Source organism: Streptomyces sp. P9(2023), from assembly GCF_032436795.1.
Lineage (GTDB): Bacteria > Actinomycetota > Actinomycetes > Streptomycetales > Streptomycetaceae > Streptomyces.
This window is the reverse complement of the sequence record NZ_JAUPWM010000017.1, coordinates 1-19,494: the sequence shown is the minus strand read 5'-3', so window position 1 is coordinate 19,494 and position 19,494 is coordinate 1. Positions and strand designations below refer to the sequence as shown.

Annotated in this window: 17 protein-coding genes and 1 pseudogene; 5 read left to right on the top strand and 13 right to left on the bottom strand. The window is 70.7% G+C overall.

The window, feature by feature from the left end; translation table 11 throughout:
* Positions 1-24: 24 nt before the first annotated feature.
* The 3 genes from Q5762_RS21670 to Q5762_RS21660 all read right to left on the bottom strand — a co-directional run bounded on the left by Q5762_RS21670 (position 25) and on the right by Q5762_RS21660 (position 3,500).
* Positions 25-363 (bottom strand): P-II family nitrogen regulator, encoded by a 339-nt coding sequence (locus Q5762_RS21670; protein WP_101390346.1) that lies wholly within the window; start codon positions 361-363, stop codon positions 25-27.
* Positions 360-1,706, bottom strand: a complete 1,347-nt coding sequence (locus tag Q5762_RS21665; RefSeq protein ID WP_315893851.1) for an ammonium transporter — start codon at positions 1,704-1,706, stop codon at positions 360-362. Before Q5762_RS21665 ends, Q5762_RS21670 begins: the two co-directional genes overlap by 4 nt.
* Before the next feature lie 318 nt (positions 1,707-2,024).
* Positions 2,025-3,500: a hypothetical protein gene (locus Q5762_RS21660; RefSeq protein WP_315893850.1), complete on the bottom strand. Its 1,476-nt coding sequence runs from the start codon at positions 3,498-3,500 to the stop codon at positions 2,025-2,027.
* Positions 3,501-3,918: 418 nt separating this feature from the next.
* Here Q5762_RS21660 and Q5762_RS21655 point away from each other — a divergent pair, with 418 nt between their 5' ends.
* The gene (locus Q5762_RS21655; RefSeq protein WP_315893849.1) at positions 3,919-4,572 is read left to right on the top strand and encodes a bifunctional DNA primase/polymerase; all 654 of its coding nucleotides are present in this window, start codon (positions 3,919-3,921) and stop codon (positions 4,570-4,572) included.
* A 65-nt stretch (positions 4,573-4,637) separates the two neighbouring features.
* On the opposite strand, the gene ftsY is transcribed toward Q5762_RS21655, so the two are convergent.
* Positions 4,638-5,864 (bottom strand): signal recognition particle-docking protein FtsY, encoded by a 1,227-nt coding sequence (ftsY, locus tag Q5762_RS21650; protein WP_315893848.1) that lies wholly within the window; start codon positions 5,862-5,864, stop codon positions 4,638-4,640.
* Positions 5,865-5,949: 85 nt separating this feature from the next.
* Here ftsY and Q5762_RS21645 point away from each other — a divergent pair, with 85 nt between their 5' ends.
* Together Q5762_RS21645 and Q5762_RS21640 are read left to right on the top strand one after the other, a co-directional pair.
* Positions 5,950-7,434 carry a cytosine permease gene (locus Q5762_RS21645; RefSeq protein WP_315893847.1) on the top strand — a complete coding sequence of 495 codons (1,485 nt, stop codon included), beginning with the start codon at positions 5,950-5,952 and terminating at the stop codon, positions 7,432-7,434.
* A 78-nt stretch (positions 7,435-7,512) separates the two neighbouring features.
* Positions 7,513-8,544 (top strand): LLM class flavin-dependent oxidoreductase, encoded by a 1,032-nt coding sequence (locus Q5762_RS21640; protein ID WP_315893846.1) that lies wholly within the window; start codon positions 7,513-7,515, stop codon positions 8,542-8,544.
* A gap of 49 nt (positions 8,545-8,593) precedes the next feature.
* Here the strand turns inward: Q5762_RS21640 and Q5762_RS21635 are convergent, their stop codons facing one another.
* The 4 genes from Q5762_RS21635 to Q5762_RS21620 form a co-directional block, all read right to left on the bottom strand.
* Positions 8,594-10,027 carry a sugar porter family MFS transporter gene (locus Q5762_RS21635; RefSeq protein WP_315893845.1) on the bottom strand — a complete coding sequence of 478 codons (1,434 nt, stop codon included), beginning with the start codon at positions 10,025-10,027 and terminating at the stop codon, positions 8,594-8,596.
* Positions 10,028-10,252: 225 nt separating this feature from the next.
* Positions 10,253-13,804 (bottom strand): chromosome segregation protein SMC, encoded by a 3,552-nt coding sequence (gene smc, locus Q5762_RS21630; protein ID WP_315893844.1) that lies wholly within the window; start codon positions 13,802-13,804, stop codon positions 10,253-10,255.
* Between the two features lie 228 nt (positions 13,805-14,032).
* Entirely contained in the window at positions 14,033-14,248 is a 216-nt protein-coding gene (locus Q5762_RS21625; protein WP_315893843.1) for a hypothetical protein, read from the bottom strand.
* A gap of 394 nt (positions 14,249-14,642) precedes the next feature.
* Positions 14,643-14,924, bottom strand: coding sequence for an acylphosphatase (locus Q5762_RS21620; RefSeq protein ID WP_315893842.1), 282 nt, complete (start codon positions 14,922-14,924; stop codon positions 14,643-14,645).
* A gap of 73 nt (positions 14,925-14,997) precedes the next feature.
* Between Q5762_RS21620 and Q5762_RS21615 the strand changes: the two genes are divergently transcribed.
* Positions 14,998-15,981, top strand: a complete 984-nt coding sequence (locus Q5762_RS21615) for a CAP domain-containing protein (protein WP_399495225.1) — start codon at positions 14,998-15,000, stop codon at positions 15,979-15,981.
* 95 nt (positions 15,982-16,076) lie between these two features.
* Entirely contained in the window at positions 16,077-16,460 is a 384-nt protein-coding gene (locus Q5762_RS21610; RefSeq protein ID WP_315893840.1) for a helix-turn-helix domain-containing protein, read from the top strand.
* On the opposite strand, the gene mutM is transcribed toward Q5762_RS21610, so the two are convergent.
* From mutM to Q5762_RS21585, 5 genes and pseudogenes are all read right to left on the bottom strand, one after another.
* Entirely contained in the window at positions 16,450-17,310 is an 861-nt protein-coding gene (gene mutM / locus Q5762_RS21605) for a bifunctional DNA-formamidopyrimidine glycosylase/DNA-(apurinic or apyrimidinic site) lyase (RefSeq protein ID WP_315893839.1), read from the bottom strand. The genes Q5762_RS21610 and mutM overlap by 11 nt on opposite strands.
* 123 nt (positions 17,311-17,433) lie before the next feature.
* Entirely contained in the window at positions 17,434-18,288 is an 855-nt protein-coding gene (rnc, locus tag Q5762_RS21600; protein WP_315893838.1) for a ribonuclease III, read from the bottom strand.
* Between the two features lie 19 nt (positions 18,289-18,307).
* Positions 18,308-18,481 (bottom strand): 50S ribosomal protein L32, encoded by a 174-nt coding sequence (rpmF, locus tag Q5762_RS21595; RefSeq protein WP_015036448.1) that lies wholly within the window; start codon positions 18,479-18,481, stop codon positions 18,308-18,310.
* Positions 18,482-18,483: 2 nt separating this feature from the next.
* A complete protein-coding gene (locus tag Q5762_RS21590) occupies positions 18,484-19,089 on the bottom strand; it encodes a DUF177 domain-containing protein (RefSeq protein ID WP_315893837.1) in 606 nt (201 codons plus the stop codon).
* Positions 19,090-19,273: 184 nt separating this feature from the next.
* Positions 19,274-19,494, bottom strand: a pseudogene (locus Q5762_RS21585) (cell division initiation protein); the annotation flags it as partial.

Sequence of the window (19,494 nt, the reverse complement as noted above, 5' to 3'; positions counted from 1 at the left end):
GTGCTCCGCGGAAGTGCTCCGCGCTTACAGTGCGTCCGGCCCGCGTTCGCCGGTGCGGACCCGGACGGCCGTCTCGACCGGGACGCTCCACACCTTGCCGTCTCCGATCTTGCCGGTTCGGGCGGCCTTGACCACGACATCGATGAGCTGTTCGGCGTCGTCGTCCTCGACCAGGACCTCGATGCGGATCTTGGGGACGAGGTCGACGGTGTACTCGGCGCCGCGGTAGACCTCGGTGTGGCCGCGCTGGCGGCCGTATCCGCTGGCCTCGGTGACCGTGAGGCCCTGGACTCCGAAGGCCTGCAGGGCCTCCTTGATCTCGTCCAGCCTGTGCGGCTTCACGACTGCGGTGATGAGCTTCATGCGTCCACCTTCTTGGTCTCCGTAGCTGCCGGGGCGGGCGCGGCGGTGGAGCGCGAGGAGGCGCCGCCGCCGGCTCCGCTGAAGTCGTACGCGGTCTCGGCGTGCTCGACCTGGTCGATGCCGGAGACCTCGTCGTCCTCGCTGACCCGCATGCCCATCGTCTTGTCGATGATCAGCGCGAGGATCGCGGAGGCGATCAGAGAGTAGGCGAGGACAGCCACGACACCGACGGCCTGCTTGCCGAGCTGCTCCAGGCCACCGCCGTAGAAGAGGCCCTTGGCGTCGGACTGGACGCCGCCGGTGGCGAAGAGGCCGACGAGCAGGGAGCCGATGACACCGCCGACGAGGTGGACACCGATGACGTCGAGGGAGTCGTCGTAGCCGAACTTGTACTTCAGGCCGACGGCCATGGCGCAGACCAGACCGGCGATGGCGCCGATGGCGATCGCGCCGAGCGGGGAGGAGGAGCCGCCGGACGGGGTGATGGCGACGAGGCCGGCGACCGCGCCGGAGGCGGCGCCCAGGGTGGTGAAGGAGCCGTGCCGGATCTTCTCGTAGAGCAGCCAGGCGAGCATGGCGGCGGCGGTCGCGACCTGCGTGTTGACGAACATGACCGCGCCGACGCCGTCGTCGTTGCCGAGCCACGAGCCGGCGTTGAAGCCGAACCAGCCGAACCAGAGCAGACCGGCGCCGAGCATGACCAGCGGCAGGCTGTGCGGCCGCATCGGGTCCTTCTTGAAGCCGACCCGCTTGCCGATGACGAGGATGACACCGAGGGCCGCGGCGCCGGCGTTGATGTGGACCGCCGTGCCACCGGCGAAGTCGATGACGCCCATCTCGAAGAGCCAGCCGCCGGCGCCCCAGACCCAGTGCGCGACCGGGAAGTAGACGACGGTGACCCAGAGGGCGATGAAGAGGGCCCAGGCGGTGAACTTGACGCGGTCCGCGAGGGCGCCGCTGATCAGGGCCGGGGTGAGGATCGCGAACATCAGCTGGAAGACGGCGAAGACGTACACCGGGATGGTGTAGCCGTCCCACAGCTCGGTGACGCCGATGCCGCTGAGGCCGACGTAGTCGGAGGACCAGCCGATGATCGATCCGGAGTCGGTGCCGAAGGCGAGGCTGAAGCCGTAGAGCACCCAGAGGATCGTGACGATCCCGAGGCTGATGAAGCTCATCATCAGCATGTTCAGGGTGGACTTGACGCGGACCATGCCTCCGTAGAAGAAGGCGAGTGCCGGGGTCATCAGCATGACCAGGGCGGAGCAGATGAGCATGAACCCGGTGTTGGCGGCAGACAGCTCGGGGGCGTCTGCGGCCAGGGTCGTGATGGCTGGTGCCATCGGCGTCTCCTCGTCGTCGTACGGCCTGTGCGGGGGCGGGGCCGGGAGGTGGCTTGGCCGTGAGGGGTGGCCGGTTATGCGCCAGAGGTTGGCGCAGCGCCGTTTCCGCCGATGCCGCACGATGTTTCGCCGCAGTGACGAAGGGATGGGACGTGTTACGCGACTGTGAACGCCTGGGTCACGGACATGTAACGCGGGCGACGCGTACCGGCCGCGACAGCTGTCCCTGTGTCCTGGCGGCGGGGGAGCCGAGTCGGGCAGTACGGGAACGCTGTCGCGGCCGGAGTGTGCGGGGCCCGTGTGATCGGGCGGATGCGCTCAGACGGCCTCGGCGGTCTCGGGCAGCAGCGCGGTGAGCCGGTCGGTGAGCTGGACGACCTCGGCGACGTCGCGGAAGTCGCGGGCGGCGGTGTCGACGGTCTTGCGCAGCCGGGTGTTGACCCGCTCGGAGCGGACGCTCCTGGCGACGCCGAGCGCCTTCTCGACCAGGCCGGCGGACTGCTCGGGCTCGCGCTTGAGGAGGTGCACGGTGGCCATGCCGATCAGGTTGAGTGCGTACGACCGCTGGTGCTCGGGGTCCTTCTCGAAGAGCGAGACGGCCCGCTCCATGACGGGCTCGGCGAGCGAGGCGTACGTCGGGGAGCGCCCGGCGACATAGGCCAGGTCGCGGTACGAGTGCGAGTTCTCGCCGTTGAGTTCGGCCTCGGAGAAGAAGCGGATCCAGTCGGGCTCGGGCTCGCCGTCGAGGCCGACGTCGGCGAAGGTCTCCTCGGCCATCCGCACGGCTCGCTTGCACTTGGAGGGCTGGCCCATGTTGGCGTAGGCGCGGGCCTCCATCGCATACAGCATGGCCTGGGTGCGCGGGGTGGCGCAGTCGCGACTGCCGTACTGGGCGAGGTGGATGAGTTCGAGCGCGTCGTCGGGCCGGCCGAGATGGATCATCTGGCGGCTCATGGAGGACAGGATGTACGAGCCGAGGGGCTTGTCCCCGGCCTCCTTCGCCGCGTGCAGGGCGAGGACGAAGTACTTCTGGGCGGTGGGCTGGAGGCCCACGTCGTAGCTCATCCAGCCGGCCAGCTCGGCCAGTTCGCCCGCGCACTTGAAGAGGCGCTGGGCGGTGGCGGCGGGCTGCGGCTCCTGGAGGAGGTCGGTGACCTCGTGGAGCTGGCCGACAACCGCCTTGCGGCGCAGGCCGCCGCCGCACTGGGCGTCCCACTGGCGGAACATCGCCGTGGTGGATTCGAGGAGGTCGAGCTCGATCGCGGAGAGCTTGCCGGGGCGGTGGCCGGCGGGGAGCGGCTCGGGCGGGGCGGGCTCGCCGACCGGGGTGGGGACGAGCCAGCGCTGCATGGGCTCGATGAGGGAGGGTCCGGCGGCGAGCGCGAGGGAGGTGCCGAGGAATCCGCGCCGGGCGAGCATGAGGTCGCTGCGGGAGAACTCGCTGAGCAGGGCGACGGTCTGGGGGCCCGCCCACGGCAGGTCGACACCGGAGACGGACGGCGCCTGGTGGGCCGTGCGCAGCCCGAGGTCCTCGATGGCGACGACCGAGCCGAACCGCTCGGAGAACAGCTCGGAGAGGATCCGCGGAATGGGTTCGCGCGGCTGCTCGCCGTCCAGCCAGCGGCGGACGCGCGAGGTGTCGGTGGAGATGTGGTGCGCGCCCATCTGGCGTGCTCTGCGGTTCACTTGGCGCGCCAGCTCGCCCTTCGACCAGCCGCTGCGCACGAACCACGAGCTCAGCTGCTCGTTCGGGCGCTTGCCGGTGTCCGTACCGTCTGCGCCGTTGCCGCCCACAGGAACGCCCCCATCCAGGTCGAGACTCTGTTGCGCGAACCCGTATCAGAATGCCGTGTCTTGCGGCGTCCGTCCGGAGCTTCCACTCCTTCGAACAGGAAAGCGGGTTGCCTCCGGCATACCCGCGTGCGCAAGGACTCCGGGGGTTCGAGCACCGAAAGTAATCCTACGATCACCCCTCTTGCGACGCGGATTCAAGAAACGCCACCATTCGCCACCCCATCGAATGAACTCATCGGCCGCTGAACACGATTCACTTGACATGCGACGAAACCCGGGTCGGCGGACTGTAGCGCCAGGAGGCGCGCGCCATGGTCCGCACCACCTCGGCCACGTCCGCGCGCCACCCCCGGCGACGGAGCGTGACAGTGGAGCTCCGGGTCGTAACCACCGGCGCGTCCGACCCGTTGGAGGGGGCATGGGCTTCACGATCGGCGGCATCCGTGAGATGCGGTCCGGCTCACGTCGCCGCGTCCGCACCACTGAGTGCACAGCGGTGGCCGAGTACACCGGACTGTGGGGCTGGGACGTGGTCCCCGGCGCGCGGGCCGTCTCCGGCCAGTGCTCCTGCGGGGACGCGTCCTGTACGGCTCCGGGGGCGCATCCCCTCTCGTTCGCCGCGCCGGTACCGGCGGGCGCCGGTCTCGACGACGCGACCAAGGCGTGGGCCGAGTACCCGGGCGCTGCGCTGCTGCTGCCGGTGGGCCGGTCCTTCGACGTGATCGAGGTCGCCGAGGCGGCGGGGCGGCGGGCGCTGGTCCGGCTTGAGCGGATGGGCCTCCCGCTCGGCCCGGTGTGCGCGACGCCGACGGGACGGGCGCAGTTCTTCGTGGCGCCGGGGGCGGCGGCGGAGCTGCCGCAGCTGCTGTACCGGATGGGCTGGGACGACGCGGACCTTGATCTACGGGGGCTGGGGCCGGGGGCGTTCGTCACGGCACCGCCCTCCGATCTCGGCGGGCTCGGCCCGATGCGCTGGCTGCGCGCTCCGACGCTCGACACCGCGGGCGCGCCGCCGCAGGCGCGGCTGCTTCTTGGGACCCTGGCCTACAGCTGCCACCGGACGCACTTCTGACAGATGCGTGAAGGGCCCCGCCGGATCCGGCGGGGCCCTTCACGTGCGTCGCTGCGGCGTACGCTTCAGTCCCCGATCAGCGCGTCGACGAACGCCGCCGGGTCGAAGGGGGCCAGGTCGTCCGGGCCCTCACCGAGGCCGATCAGCTTGACCGGGACGCCCAGCTCGCGCTGGACGGCGACGACGATGCCGCCCTTGGCCGTGCCGTCGAGCTTGGTGAGCACGATGCCGGTGATGTCCACGACCTCGGCGAAGACGCGCGCCTGGACCAGGCCGTTCTGGCCGGTGGTGGCGTCGAGGACGAGCAGGATCTCGTCCAGCGGGCCGTGCTTCTCGACGACCCGCTTGACCTTGCCGAGCTCGTCCATCAGACCGGTCTTGGTGTGCAGACGGCCGGCGGTGTCGATGAGGACGACATCGGCGCCCTCCGCGATGCCCTCCTTGACGGCGTCGAAGGCGATCGACGCCGGGTCGCCGCCCTCGGGACCGCGCACGGTCCGCGCGCCGACCCGCTCGCCCCAGGTCTGGAGCTGGTCCGCGGCGGCGGCCCGGAAGGTGTCGGCGGCGCCGAGGACGACCGAGCGGCCGTCGGCGACGAGGACCCGGGCCAGCTTGCCCGTGGTGGTGGTCTTGCCGGTGCCGTTGACGCCGACGACCATGACGACGCCCGGGGTGCCCGGGTCGCTCTCGGTCTTCACGGAGCGGTCGAAGTCGGGGCCGAGGAGGGTGATGAGCTCCTCGCGCAGCAGGCCGCGCAGCTCCTCGGGGGTACGGGTGCCGAGGACGCGGACGCGCTCGCGCAGCCGCTCGACCAGCTCCTGGGTCGGGGCGACGCCGACGTCGGCCGTGAGCAGGGTCTCCTCGATCTCCTCCCAGGTGTCCTCGTCGAGGTTGTCGCGCGAAAGCAGCGCGAGCAGCCCCTTGCCGAGGGAGTTCTGCGAGCGGGCCAGGCGGGTGCGGAGCCGTACGAGGCGGCCCGCCGTCGGCTCCGGCACCTCGATCTCGATCGGGGGCGCCTCGGCGACGACCGGGTCCTCGACGGCGGCGGGGGCCTCGACGGCCTCCTCCGCGGTCGGGAGGTCGACCTCCTCGATGGTGCGGCGTGGTTCTTCCCGCGGTGTCTCCGCCTCGTCGCCGACGTGCGGCTCGGCGGGCGGAGCGGTGATGGTCGGCGTGGTGGACGGCGCCTCGGGCGGCGGCAGCTGCTTCTTCTTGCGGCCGCTGATCACGAGCCCGCTGGTCACGGCGACGGCGACGACCAGGGCGATGACTACAGCAAGAATGAGTTCCATAACGCGTCCAGTATCGGCCACAACCCGACCGTTCGAGGAGCACGTACGCTGAGTGGGTCCCCCACACCCCGCACGGAGTACCGCCATGCCCCCTGCCGCCGAAAGCGTGGCCGAAACCGCCGCCGCGACCCCCGCGAACAGCGTGAACAGCGAAGGCGCCGTCGAGACCCGAGGTCTCGAACCCGTCCCCGACGCCGAGCGGACCGGCCACGTCCGCGAGCTGTTTCCGACCTGGGTCGCCGCCAACATCAGTGTGCTCTTGCTCACGATGGGCGCCGGCCTGATCGTCTTCAACGGCCTGAACTTCTGGCAGGTGCTCATCGTCGCGACGGCGGCGCCGATCCTGTCGTACGGAATCGTCGGCCTGATATCGATCGCCGGTAAGCGCGGCGGCTCCCCCGGCATGGCCCTGTCGCGGGCCGTCTTCGGCCAGCGCGGCAACCTCTTCCCCGGCTCGCTGATCTGGGTGGCCCGCTGGGGCTGGGAGACGATCAACGCGGTGACCGGCGCCTACGCCGTCCTGACCGTGCTCGACCTGCTCTTCGGGATCAAGTCGAACACCGCGCTGATCGTGATCACGCTGATGCTCTTCGTCGCCTGCACCTTCCTGGTGTCCGGGCTCGGCATCAACGCGCTGCGGGTGTGCAGCAAGTGGTCGACGTATCTCTTCGGCGCCTTCTCGGTCCTGGTCCTGGTCTATCTGGTCGCCAACACCGACTGGTCGGCGGTCTTCGACAAGCCGGCCGGTTCGACGGCGATGCTGATCGCGGGCATCGGCACGATCGCGGCGGGCGGCATCAGCTGGGTGCCCTCCGGACCGGACTTCACCCGCTACCTGCCGCGTACCGCCTCGTCGAAGGCGATGGTCGGCACCACGATCGGCGGCGCCGGGATCGTCGTGCTGCCGATGGTCCTGATGGGCGCGGTGATGGCGGTGGCCACCCCGGACCTCGCCTCGGCGCAGGACCCGGTGTCGTTCATCGGCGAGCTGCTGCCGGCCTGGATCTCCGTGCCGTACCTGCTGATCGCACTGATCGGGATGCTGCTGATCAACTCGATGTCGATGTACTCGGCCGGGTTCACCGCCCAGACGCTCGGCATCAAGGTGTCGCGTGCGGCGGCGGTCAGTGTGAACGCCGTGATCAGCCTGATCTTCGGCTTCCTGCTGATGGTGGTGGCGACCAGCTTCATCGGCTCGTTCATCTCCTTCCTGACGCTGCTCGCGGTGGCGTTCTCGGCGTGGATCGGCGTCTTCGGGATCGACATGCTGCGCCGCCGGTCGTACGACGGGGTGGCGCTGATGGACACGACGCGGACCAGCGCGTACTGGTACCGGGGCGGCTTCGCCTGGCAGGCCATGACCGCGTGGGCGGTGGCGCTCCTGGTGGGGCTGCTGTTCACCAGGGTCGACTGGTTCTCCGGTCCGCTCGCCTCCTCCTGGATCGGTGAGAACGGGCTCGGCTGGGCGGCGACGATCGTGGTCGCGGGCGTGCTGTACGCGGTGCTGCCGCGGGACCGCGCACAGGCCGACGTGGAGCCCGTCGAGGCGCGCGAGTCGATTTCGGTCTGACGCACCCCGTTCTCATCTGACGCCACGTCAGATACCGTCCCCCTTCGCCGACTTCCCACGCGCGGAGGGGGACTTCCCATGCCCTTCACAGTCGTACGGTTCAACCTGGTCGATCCGCACGCGACCCCGACGTCCCTCTCGGAGCGCTATCGGGCCGCCCTCGACATGGCCGCCTACGCCGACGAACACGGCGTCGACACGATCCAGACCGAGGAGCACCACGGCGCCACGAACAACTGGCTGCCCTCCCCGTTCGCCTTCGCGGGCGCGGTGTTCGGCGCAACACAAGGAGGGGCGGCGCGAAGCGCCTCGTTGGGGGGTGGTGGTCGGGCGACGGGTGGGCGGATCGCGGTCACCGTTTCCGCGATCATCGGGCCGCTGCACGACCCGCTGCGGCTCGCGGAGGAGATCGCCGTCCTGGACCTGCTGAGCGGCGGCCGCCTGGTGACGGTCGCGGGCATCGGCTACCGGCCGGAGGAGTACGAGGAGCGCGGGGTCGACTGGGGCCGCCGGGGCAAGCTCCAGGACCTGCTCCTGGAGACCCTGCTGAAGGCCTGGTCCGGCGAGCCCTTCACGTACGAGGGCCGTACGGTACGGGTCACCCCGCGGCCCTTCACCCAGCCGCATCCGCTGCTGCTCGTGGGCGGTTCCTCGAAGGCGGCGGCGCGGCGGGCGGCCCGGCTGGGGCTGCCGCTCTTCCCCAGCGCGCACCTGCCGGAACTGGAGACGTACTACAAGCAGCAGTGCGCGGAGTACGGCACGGAGGGCTGGACGATGATGCCGGCCGAGAAGACCCCGCTGCTGCACGTCTCGGAGGACCCGGACCGGAGCTGGGAGCTGTACGGGGAGCACTTCCTGCACGAGGCGCGGACGTACGCGTCCTGGCAGTCGAAGGACATCCGCTCGGCGGTGCGGTCGGCGGCCACGACGGTGGCGGAGCTGCGCGCCGAGGGCGTCTACCGGATCGTCACGCCGGACGAGTGCGTGGCCATGGGGCGGGAGCTGGAGAGTCTGGTGCTGCATCCGCTCTGCGGCGGGATGCCGGTCGAGGAGGCGTGGCGGTCGCTGCGGCTGCTCGCGGAGACGGTGCTGCCCCGGCTCAAGGCATAGGACCCTGGGCCGGGGCAGCACCGGTGTCGAGGAGAGGGGCAGCGGGGGGTTAGCCCATCTCCTCCAACGCCTTGCCCTTGGTCTCCTTCACGTACCTGAGCACGAAGGGGATCGAGAGCACGGCGAAGACCGTGTAGATGACGTACGTACCGGAGAGGTTCCAGTCGGCCAGGGACGGGAAGCTCGCGGTGATGGCCCAGTTGGCGATCCACTGCGCGGAGGCGGCGACGCCGAGGGCGGCGGCCCGGATCCGGTTGGGGAACATCTCGCCGAGGAAGACCCAGACCACCACGCCCCAGGAGAGGGCGAAGAAGAGCACGAAGACATGGGCGGCGACGAGGGCGACGACGCCCTGGGTCTCGGGGAGCTTGCCGTCGACGAGGTCGGCGGAGAAGGCCCAGGCCTCGAAGGCGAGGGCGATCGCCATGCCGATGGAGCCGACGAGCGCGAGCGGCTTACGGCCCACCCGGTCGACCAGGACCATCGCGACCACGGTGCCGATGATGTTGATGATCGACGTGGTGAACGAGTAGAAGAACGAGCTGGAGGGGTCGATGCCGACCGACTGCCAGAGCGTCGAGGAGTAGTAGAAGGCGACGTTGATGCCGACGAGCTGCTGGAACACCGAGAGTCCGATGCCGACCCAGACGATGGGCAGCAGCTTGAAGCGGCCGCCGGCCACCATCAGGTCCTTGAACGTGGACTTGTGCTCGCTGCGCATCGCGTTCTCGATCTCGGCGACGCGGTGGTCGAGGTTGATCTCCTTGCCCTCGACCTCGGAGAGGACCTCCTTCGCCCGGTCGATCTTGCCGACGGAGATGAGGAAGCGCGGCGACTCGGGGATGGCGAAGGAGAGCAGACCGTAGAGCAGGGCGGGGACGACCATCACGCCGAGCATCCACTGCCAGGCCTCGATGCCGGCGATCTCGCCGCGCTGGTCGCCGTCGGCGAGCTGCAGGATGCCGTAGTTGACCAGCTGGGAAATGGCGATGCCGATGACGATGGCGGCCTGCTGGAAGGAGCCGAGGCGGCCGCGGTAGGCGGCGGGGGCGACCTCGGCGATGTACGCGGGGCCGATGACGGAGGCCATGCCGATGGCGAAGCCGCCGACGATCCGCCAGAAGGCGAGGTCCCAGAGGGCGAAGGGGAGGGCGGAGCCCACGGCGCTGATCGTGAAGAGCACGGCGGCGATCTGCATACAGCGGATGCGGCCGATGCGGTCGGCGATCCGGCCGGCGGTCGCGGCGCCGATGGCACAGCCGATCAGGGCGATCGCGATGACCTGGGCCAGCGTCCCGGAGCCGATGTCGTAGCGGTCCCTGATGGCCTCGACGGCGCCGTTGATGACGGAGCTGTCGTAGCCGAAGAGGAAGCCGCCCATCGCGGCGGACGCCGTGATGAAGATGACGTGGCCGAGGTGGTCCGGGTGGGCGGCCCGGCCTTCGGACGGCGGCGGCGTGGGCGCCTGCGCGGTGCTGGTCACATGGACTCCTGGAGACCCCGGCAGCGTCGCCGGGGGCGTGGGGGGCGAGCCCTCCAAGTGGCGCACAACATCACGCCGCCCACCACGTGAAGGTAAAAGCAACGTTGCAGAGACTATGCCTTCAAGTTTCGAAGTCAATACCTGATGTCGTATGACTTAAAACAAGCTTCTAGCCCTCGCGCGTTCAAGAGTTGGAGTTGATCAAGGGGACCTCTGCGGGCCTGCTCAGCGAAGCCGCTGGCTGATGACCTTCGAGACGCCGTCGCCCTGCATGGAGACGCCGTACAGCGCGTCCGCGACCTCCATCGTCCGCTTCTGGTGCGTGATCACGATCAGCTGCGAGGACTCCTGGAGCTCCTGCATGATCCGGATCAGCCGCTGCAGGTTGGTGTCGTCGAGCGCCGCCTCCACCTCGTCCATCACGTAGAACGGGCTGGGGCGGGCCTTGAAGATGGAGACCAGCATCGCCACGGCGGTCAGCGAACGCTCACCGCCGGACAGCAGCGAGAGCCGCTTGACCTTCTTGCCCGGCGGCCGGGCCTCCACGTCGACGCCCGTGGTGAGCATGTTGTCGGGGTCGGTCAGGATCAGCCGCCCCTCGCCGCCCGGGAAGAGCCGCGAGAACACGCCCTCGAACTGGCGGGCGGTGTCCCGGAACGCCTCGGTGAAGACCTGCTCGACGCGGATGTCCACCTCCTTCACGACCTGAAGGAGGTCGGCCCGGGTCTTCTTCAGGTCCTCCAGCTGCTCGGAGAGGAACTTGTGCCGCTCCTCCAGCGCCGCGAACTCCTCCAGGGCGAGCGGATTCACCTTGCCGAGCTGCTGGTACGCCCGTTCGGCGGACTTGAGCCGCTTCTCCTGCTCCGAACGGACGAACGGCCGCGGCTGGTTGCGCGGGTGCTCCGGGTCCTCGGGCAGCTCCTCGCCCTCGGCGGGCGGCGACGGCGGTACGAGCTGGTGGGGACCGTACTCGGAGACCAGGCCGGCCGGCTCGACGCCGAGCTCCTCCAGGGCCTTGGTCTCCAGCTGCTCGATCCGCATCCGCTTCTCGGCGCCGAGGACCTCGCCGCGGTGCACGGAGTCGGTGAGCTTGTCCAGCTCGGCCTTCAGGTCGCGGCCCCTGGTCCGGGCGGCGGTCAGGCCCTGTTCACGCGCGCCCTTCGCGGCGTCGGCGAGCGCGCGCTCCTGCTCGGCCCGGAGGAGGGAGACCTCGATGTGGGCGAGCAGCTGCCGGGTGCCGGTGGCGACGGCGCCGGCGACCGCCGCCTCGTGGCGCAGCCGGGCGCGGCGCTGCTCGGCACGCGCGCGTGCCTCGCGTTCGGCGCGGGCGCCCCGGTCGAGGGAGTCGGCGCGCCCGGCGAGGCCCTTGACCCGTTCCTCGTGGGTACGGAGCTGAAGCCGGGCCTCCATCTCCGTCTGGCGCGCGTTGGCGCCGTCGGCGGCGAGCCGGTCGCGCACGGAGGTGTCGGGCTCCTCCTCCGCGGGTGCCTCCTCGGCTACCAGCAGCCGCTCGGCGAGTTCCTCGGCCTCGTAGAGCGCCTTCTCCAGGGCCTCGTCGGCGCGGGCGGCGGCGGCCGCGGTCCGCTCGGCCTCGCCCGCGGCGCCCCTGGCCTGACCGGCCAGCCGGCCGAGCTGCTGCGCGACCTGGGACTTCTCGCGGTCGGCGGCGCGGCGGCGGTCGGCCAGCTCCTCCACGAGCGCGGCGGCGGTGCGGCTGGCCTCGGTCGCGTTCCGCTGGTCGTCGGCCAGCCGCTCGCAGCGCGACTCCAGCTCCTCCAGCTCGGCGGCCGCCTCGTCCACGGAGGCCTGCACTTCGAGCAGGCTGGGCGCCCCGGCGGAGCCGCCGTGCGCGAAGTGCCCGCCCAGGAGGTCGCCCTCGGCGGTGACGGCGGTCAGCCCGGGGTGCGCGTGGACGAGGTCCTCGGCCTCGTCCAGCGAATCGACGAGCACGACCCCGTCGAGCAACCGCCGTACGGCGCCCATGAGTTCGTCGGGCCCCCGGACGAAGTCGGCGGCGCGGGGGCGGCCGGCGGTGTCGGCCGGGCGTTCCGGGCCCTCGGCTCCCGTGAGCAGCAGCGCCGCGCGGCCGGCGTCCTGCTTGCGCAGGAGGCGAAGGGCCTCGGCCGCCGCGCGGGGGCCGGTGACGGCGACGGCGTCCGCGGCCGCGCCGAGGGCGGCGGCGAGCGGGATCTCGTATCCGGGGGTGACGGTGAGGAGTTCCGCGGCGGGGCCGAGCAGGCCGGTCAGGCTGTCGCGGGCGCCGAGCAGGGCGCCGGTGCCGTCCTTGCGGCGCAGCCCCAGGGAGAGCGCCTCGTGCCGGGCCCGGGTGGCGGCGCGCCGGCGGTCGGCGGCGGTGGCGGCCTCGCGGGCGGCCGTCAGCACGGCCTCGGCCTCGGCGAGGTCACGGCGGGCGGTCTCGTACCGCTCCCCCAGCTCGCTGTCGTCCGCGTCGAGGCCGTCGACCTCGGCCTTCAGCTGTTCGTACTCCTCCTGCGCGGCGACGGCCCGCTCCTGGGCCTCGTCCCGGGCGGCGGCGAGCCGGTCGATCTCGGCCTGGGCGGACGCGGCGCGCGAGCGGGCCGCGTTGACCTGGCCGTGCAGCCGGGCGAGGCCCTCGCGCCGGTCGGCGATGGCGCGGGCCACGTCCTTCAGCCGCCGCTCCTCGACAGCGAGCTCTCGCTCCAGGTCGGCGCGGTGGGCGACGGTGTCCTCCAGGGCGCGTTCGGCCGCCTCCAGGGCGGCTTCGAGCTCGGCCTCCTGCTCGCGGATACGGGCGGCCTCGCGCTCCATGTCCTCCGGGTCGCGGCCCCGGCGCTCCTCCGGCGGCTGGGCGGTGGCGCTCTTCACGCGCGCGTCGGCGAGCGAGATCGTGCCCCTGACCCGCTCGGCGAGCTGGGAGAGTTCGTACCAGGTCTGCTGGGCGCGCTGGAGGCGCGGGGCGAGCCGGCGGACCTCGTCCTCCAGGTCGGCCTCCTTCGCGAGGGCGGCCCGCAGCTCGCGCTCGGCGCTCTCCTTGCGCTCCTTGAGCGCGGCCTCGTCGGCGACTTCGGACTTCAGCGCCGCCTGGAGCCGTACGAGATCGTCGGAGAGCAGCCGCAGCCGGGCGTCGCGCAGATCGGCCTGGATGACGGCGGCCCGGCGGGCGACGGCGGCCTGCCGGCCGAGCGGCTTGAGCTGGCGGCGGAGTTCGTCGGTGAGGTCCTGCACGCGCGCGAGGTTGGCCTGCATCGCGTCCAGCTTCCGCAGCGCCTTCTCCTTGCGCTTGCGGTGCTTGAGGACACCTGCGGCCTCCTCGATGAAGGCGCGGCGGCCCATCGGGTCGGCGTGCAGGACGGAGTCGAGCTGGCCCTGGCCGACGATGACGTGCATCTCGCGGCCGATGCCGGAGTCGGACAGCAGGTCCTGGATGTCGAGGAGCCGGCAGGTGTCGCCGTTGATCTGGTACTCGCTGCTGCCGCCCCGGAACATGATCCGGGTGATGGTGACCTCGGCGTAGTCGATGGGCAGCGCGCCGTCGGAGTTGTCGATCGTCAGCGAGACCTCGGCGCGGCCGAGCGGCGGCCGGCCGGTCGTGCCGGCGAAGATGACGTCCTCCATCTTGCCGCCGCGCAGCGACTTGGCGCCCTGCTCCCCCATGACCCAGGAGAGCGCGTCCACGACGTTGGACTTGCCGGATCCGTTCGGCCCGACGACACACGTGATTCCCGGTTCGAACCGCAGGGTGGTGGCGGATGCGAACGACTTGAAACCACGGAGGGTCAGGGCCTTGAGATGCACGCCCCCGGACTCTACCTGGGGTTGCGCGTTTCACCCATGAAGGTGCAGGGCACACCCTCCGGTAAGGACCGGGGGTGGGACGTGGGGGACTCAAGAAAGAAGGGACGCCTGAGCGTCCCTTGCATATCTAGCTGTGCCAGATGAGCTAGCTGTGCCAGCGAGAGTGTTTCTCACCTTGCCCCGGCACGGGGCTGACTGTCGGGGCTGACTGTCACATGGTGCCGACTGTCAGGTGAGCGCAGGCTCCGCCTTGGGAACGTCGAGTTCGATGCTGTCGAGCAGCGACTCGCCGTGATGTGCGGCGGCAGCGTTGAGCGCGTCGTTCTCGGACTGAATCCGTACAAGCTCGGATTCGAGGTCCTGGACGCGCTGCTGAAGCCGTCGCATCTCGGCGAGGAGTCGCGGGTCGGAGCCGCCGACGTAACCGAGAAGCGCCTTTGCCATGATGGATGGTCCTCCACACTGAGTGACCGACCGAAGCGGTGTGGGTCGTGAGGGATTTCGCACCCGCGGTGCTCGGCAGTGCTTCATGTCGTGCCGATTTTTACTGCCAAACAGCTAAGGTGCGCGGGGCTTCCAGAGTCTCACCAAAAAGTTTGACGGTCAACACGATCACGCCCTGTATCAAGGGGCGACCGGGGGGTCTGCTGCCGCGGAACAGGCGGCGGCGCCTCGCAACTCGGTGCCTCAGGGGCGTATCGATCATCCTTCCGCGCACGGCTCGGCACCGCAAGCCCTTCTCGGCAACCAGCAGGTCATTTCCCCTTCGGCGACCCGTCGCCGAACGTCCGCCCGAGGGCCGCGCGGACCATCGGGCGAACCGCGTTCGAAGGGGTCGTCAGCGGATCTCGAAGCCGTCGTAACCGCCGCGCGGGGTGCCCCATATCTCCGTGACTCCGTCCACGCGCCCGGGAGTGTCGGCGGAGCGCAGCCACTCCAGGAGACGGTGGCAATTCTCACTCGGCCCCTCGGCCACGACCTGGACCCGGCCGTCGTCGAGGTTGACCGCGAAGCCGACGAGCTCTCCGATCTCCAGTGCGTTTGCCCTGGTGAACCAGCGGAAGCCCACTCCCTGTACTCGGCCGCGCACCCAGGCGGTGAACCGTACGTCTTCGTTCATGGCTGCACGCTAACGGGCCAATTGCCCAAGAGGCACGTCACCCCCCTGCGTCATGGCGTACAGTCCCGACCGAATGAGCCTCACCCGTTCGGGCGTGTCTCGTTCGACAGGCCCTCGTACGGGTCCGCAGAAGCAAAGATCAGCAAAGACTCGCAGCACAGAGACCGCAGCACAGGACGTCAGGAAGGCAGAGGAGATGGGACGCCATCGCAGGAGGCGCGGCGCGCCCGTGCGCACCGGACTGCTCGGAGCCTCCGCCGCGGTCGCCGTCGGCGCGATCGCCGTCGCCTCGGGGCTGCTGCCCGGCGGGGACACGTTCACCGCGGGCAGTGCCGGCTCCGACAAGGAGCAGAGCCACTCCCGGCAGGCGCCGGAGCTGACGACGCAGGGCGGCTCGTCCGCGACGCCCTCGGGCCCGTCGTCCGCCTCCGCGTCGACGTCCGCCTCCGCCCCGGCGTCCAAGAAGGCCGCCGCCCCGAGCACCGCCAAGACGTCTCCTTCCGCGACGCCGTCCACGAAGCCGAAGCCGAAGCCGTCGAAGGCGAGCGCCTCGCCGACGCCGACGAAGCCGGCCGTCACGCCGTCGAAGACGGCTGCGCCGAAGCCGGCCCCGACGACCACGAAGCCGGTCCCCCGCACCCAGGCGCCCTCCGCGCCCGCGGCGCCGACCCTGAGCCGCGCCACCGCGGCCGAGGCCGAGGTCGTCCGACTGGTCAACGAGGAGCGGGCGAAGGTCGGCTGCAGCGCGGTGCGCTCGGACGCCGATCTCGCGAAGCTGGCCGGCGCGTTCAGCGAGGACATGGCCGCGCGCGGCTTCTTCGACCACACCGACCCGGACGGCGACACCCCGTGGGAGCGCGCCCGCCAGGCGGGCGTCGAGGGCCTCGGCGCCGAGAACATCGCCCGTGGCCAGGCGGACGCGGCGGCCGTGATGGAGTCCTGGATGAACAGCGACGGTCACCGCGCGAACATCCTGAACTGCGACTACACGACGCTGGGCGTCGGCGTGCAATTCGCCGACGGCGGCCCGTGGTGGACGCAGGACTTCGGTTTCTGAACCCTCGGGCCTCCCGATGCCCGGCCCCCGGCCTGGCAGCACTAACCGCTGGTGAGCGCTGTGCCTGAGTACGGTGTCGGAGTACCGTGAAGGGCATGACCGACGACCTCGCCTTCGACGTGTTCGCCCGGGCCTGCCAGTCGCGCGTCACGCTGGAGCATGTGACCGGGCGGTGGGGCGGGCTCACCCTCTGCGCGCTCCACGACGGGTCGTTCCGCTTCAACGAGCTGCGGCGCCGGGTCGACGGGGTCAGCGAGAAGATGCTGTCGCAGACCCTGCACGCCCTGGAGCGCGACGGGCTCGTGCACCGCGAGGCGCAGCCGACGAACCCGCCCCGGGTCGACTACACCCTCACCCCGCTGGGCCGCGAGGTCGCCGTGCGGCTGGTCGGGCTGATCGAGCTGGTCGAGGGCCGGATGCCGGAGGTCCTGTCGGCGCGCGAGCGGTACGACAGGGACAAGGAAACCGTCACGCCGTAGCGCGGGGCGGGCGCTGGCAGCGCGGGCAGAAGTAGCTCGACCGGTTCATCCAGGGCCGGCGGCGCATCGGGGTGCCACAGCGCCGGCACGGCTCGTCCTCGCGCCCGTACGCGTCGAGCGAGCGGTCGAAGTACCCCGACTCGCCGTTCACGTTGACGTACAGACTGTCGAAGCTGGTGCCGCCTGCGGCGAGGGCCGCGTTCATGACGTCCCGGACGTGCTGGAGCAGCTCGGCCGAGCGGGGCCGGGTCAGCCCGGCGGTGGCACGTTCGTAGTGCAGCTTCGCGCGCCAGAGCGCCTCGTCCGCGTAGATGTTGCCGACCCCGCTGATCAGCGTCTGGTCGAGCAGCGCCCGCTTGATCGTCGTACGGCGCAGGCGCAGCGCCGCCTGGAAGGCGGTGTCGTCGAACTCCGGGTCCAGCGGATCGCGGGCGATGTGCGCGATGACGTCCGGCAGTCCGTCCGGGGTGTTGTCGTGCAGCGAGAGCCCGCCGAAGGTGCGCTGGTCGACGAAGCGCAGCTCGGTGCCGAGCCCGTCGTCGAACCGGACGCGGATCCGCAGGTGCTTCTCGTCCGGGGCGCCCTCGGGCTGCACCAGCAACTGCCCGCTCATCCCGAGGTGGCCGAGGACGGAGGCGTCGGAGTCGGCCAGCGGGATCCAGAGGTACTTGCCGCGGCGGCGCGCCACACCGAAGCGGTGGCCTCCGAGGCGGGCGGCGAAGTCCGCGCCGCCGGCCGGGTGCCTTCGGACGGCCCTCGGATGCAGGACCTCCACCTCGCCGACGGTCCGCCCGTCGACCCAGCGCTCGAGCCCGCGCCGTACGACCTCGACCTCGGGCAGCTCGGGCACGGGATCCTCCGGTCAGGCGTACGGGAACGATGCTGGAAGCCTACCGCCGGGCACTGACACGAAAGCGCCCCGGGCCGGGACCCTGTGGGGGTCCCGGCCCGGGGCGTCGTCAGACGAAGGAGGTCAGGCGGAAGCCTCGTCGGCGGGCGCGGGCGCCCCACCGGTCGGCTGCTCACCTGCGGTTCCGGCGTCGCCGATCGCACCGGCGTCACCGGCTTCGGCTGCGGTACCCGCCTCGGCAGCGGCCTTCGCCGCCGCCGCACGCTCGTCCGCCGCCGCGCGAATCGCGCGCCACGCGGACTCCGCCGCCTGCTGTTCCGCTTCCTTCTTGCTGCGGCCGGTGCCGGTGCCGTACGAGACACCACCGACGCGGGCGGCAGCAGTGAAGGTCTTCTCGTGGTCCGGACCCGTCTCGGAGACGAGGTACTCCGGAACACCCAGACCCTCGGCCGCGGTCAGCTCCTGGAGACTGGTCTTCCAGTCCAGGCCTGCACCGAGGTTCGAGGACTTCTCGATCAGCGGGTCGAAGAGCCGGTGCACCAGCTCCGAGGCCGCGTCGAGGCCCTGGTCGAGATAGACCGCGCCGATCACCGCTTCAAGGGTGTCGGCGAGGATGGAAGCCTTGTCCCGGCCACCCGTGCCCTCTTCGCCCCGGCCGAGCCGGATGAAGGAGCCGAGTTCGAGGCCGCGACCGACCTCCGCCAGCGCACGCGAGTTGACCACCGCGGCCCGCAACTTGGCCAGCTGGCCTTCGGGCAGGTCGGGGTGGGTGCGGTACAGCGTGTCCGTGACCACCAGGCCGAGCACGGAGTCCCCGAGGAACTCCAGCCGCTCGTTGGTGGGCAGACCGCCGTTCTCGTACGCGTACGAGCGGTGCGTCAGCGCACGCACCAGAAGGGCGGACTCGAGCTGATACCCGAGCCGCCCTTCCAGAAGCGTGTGGGACGAGGCATTGTCCGTCTTGATGGACTCAGACATCGCGCCTCTCACCAGCCACTCAGACCGAGAGGACCTGGCGCTTGTTGTAGGTGCCGCAGCTCGGGCACGCGATGTGCTGCAGCTTCGGCTCCTGGCAACGCTCGCACGAAACCAGGGTGGGGACCGCAGCCTTCCACTGCGACCGGCGGTGGCGCGTGTTGCTGCGCGACATCTTCCGCTTCGGAACAGCCACGGCTACTTCTCCTGCTTCTCGTCGACGCCAGCTTCGGCGCCGCTCATGTTGTCCTTCTCATCGGTTCCCAGCGAACCGGCGAGTCCTTGCAATGCCGCCCAACGCATGTCGACGGCATCGTGGTGGTGGTCCGGGTTGTCGTTCAGGTTGGTTCCGCACTGGGAACACAGACCCGCACAGTCCTCCCGGCACACCGGCTGCATCGGCAGTGCGAGCACCACCGCATCACGCAGCACGGGTTCGAGGTCGAACATGCCGTCCTCGAGGGGGATCATGTCCTCGCCGTCCTCGGCTTCGTCGTCCGCGGCCGCCTTGGAGCGGCCCCGGTCGTCGGAGTCGGGGTACGAGAACATCTCCTGGAAGTCCACGTCGAGATCGATCTCGACGGGCTCCAGACACCTTACGCACTCCCCTTCGGCCGATGCACGGGCGGTGCCTGTGACAAGCACCCCTTCCATGACCGACTCGAGGCGGAGATCGATCTCCACGGGCGCGCCTTCCGGCACACCGACGACCCCTTCGACACCGAGGTTCGTGGGGGCCGAGACCGAGCGGGAGATCCGCTGAAGGGCACCAGGACGCCGCCCCAGCTCGTGCGTGTCGAACACGAGGGGGTTGCGGTGGTCGAGGCGCGTGCTCAGGGTTCTTCCTGCTTTCGGATCGTGAGGGGGCTGCCGTGTTCGAATCGAGAGACGAAGCGGGCAGCGTGGATCGCGGGCATACGCGCGACCGAAGAGCCAGGATACTGGACGCTTCGCTCAGGGCCCAATCCGGCCCTGTGGGCCCGACCGCTCAGCGCCCCTGGCCCTGGCCGTGACCCTGGCCCTGCTCGTACTGCCGCAGCTGCTCCAGGTCGATCATGCTCGTGTCGAAGAAGCTGGTCTCGTCGAGCGCGGCGGCCTGCGGCTGGTGCTGGGGCTGCTGCTGGTCGTAGGTGTACTGCTGCTCATAGGAGGGCGCGGCGTAAGCCGCTCCGGTGGAGCCGGTGCCTGCAACGGAGTACGGGTCCGGCT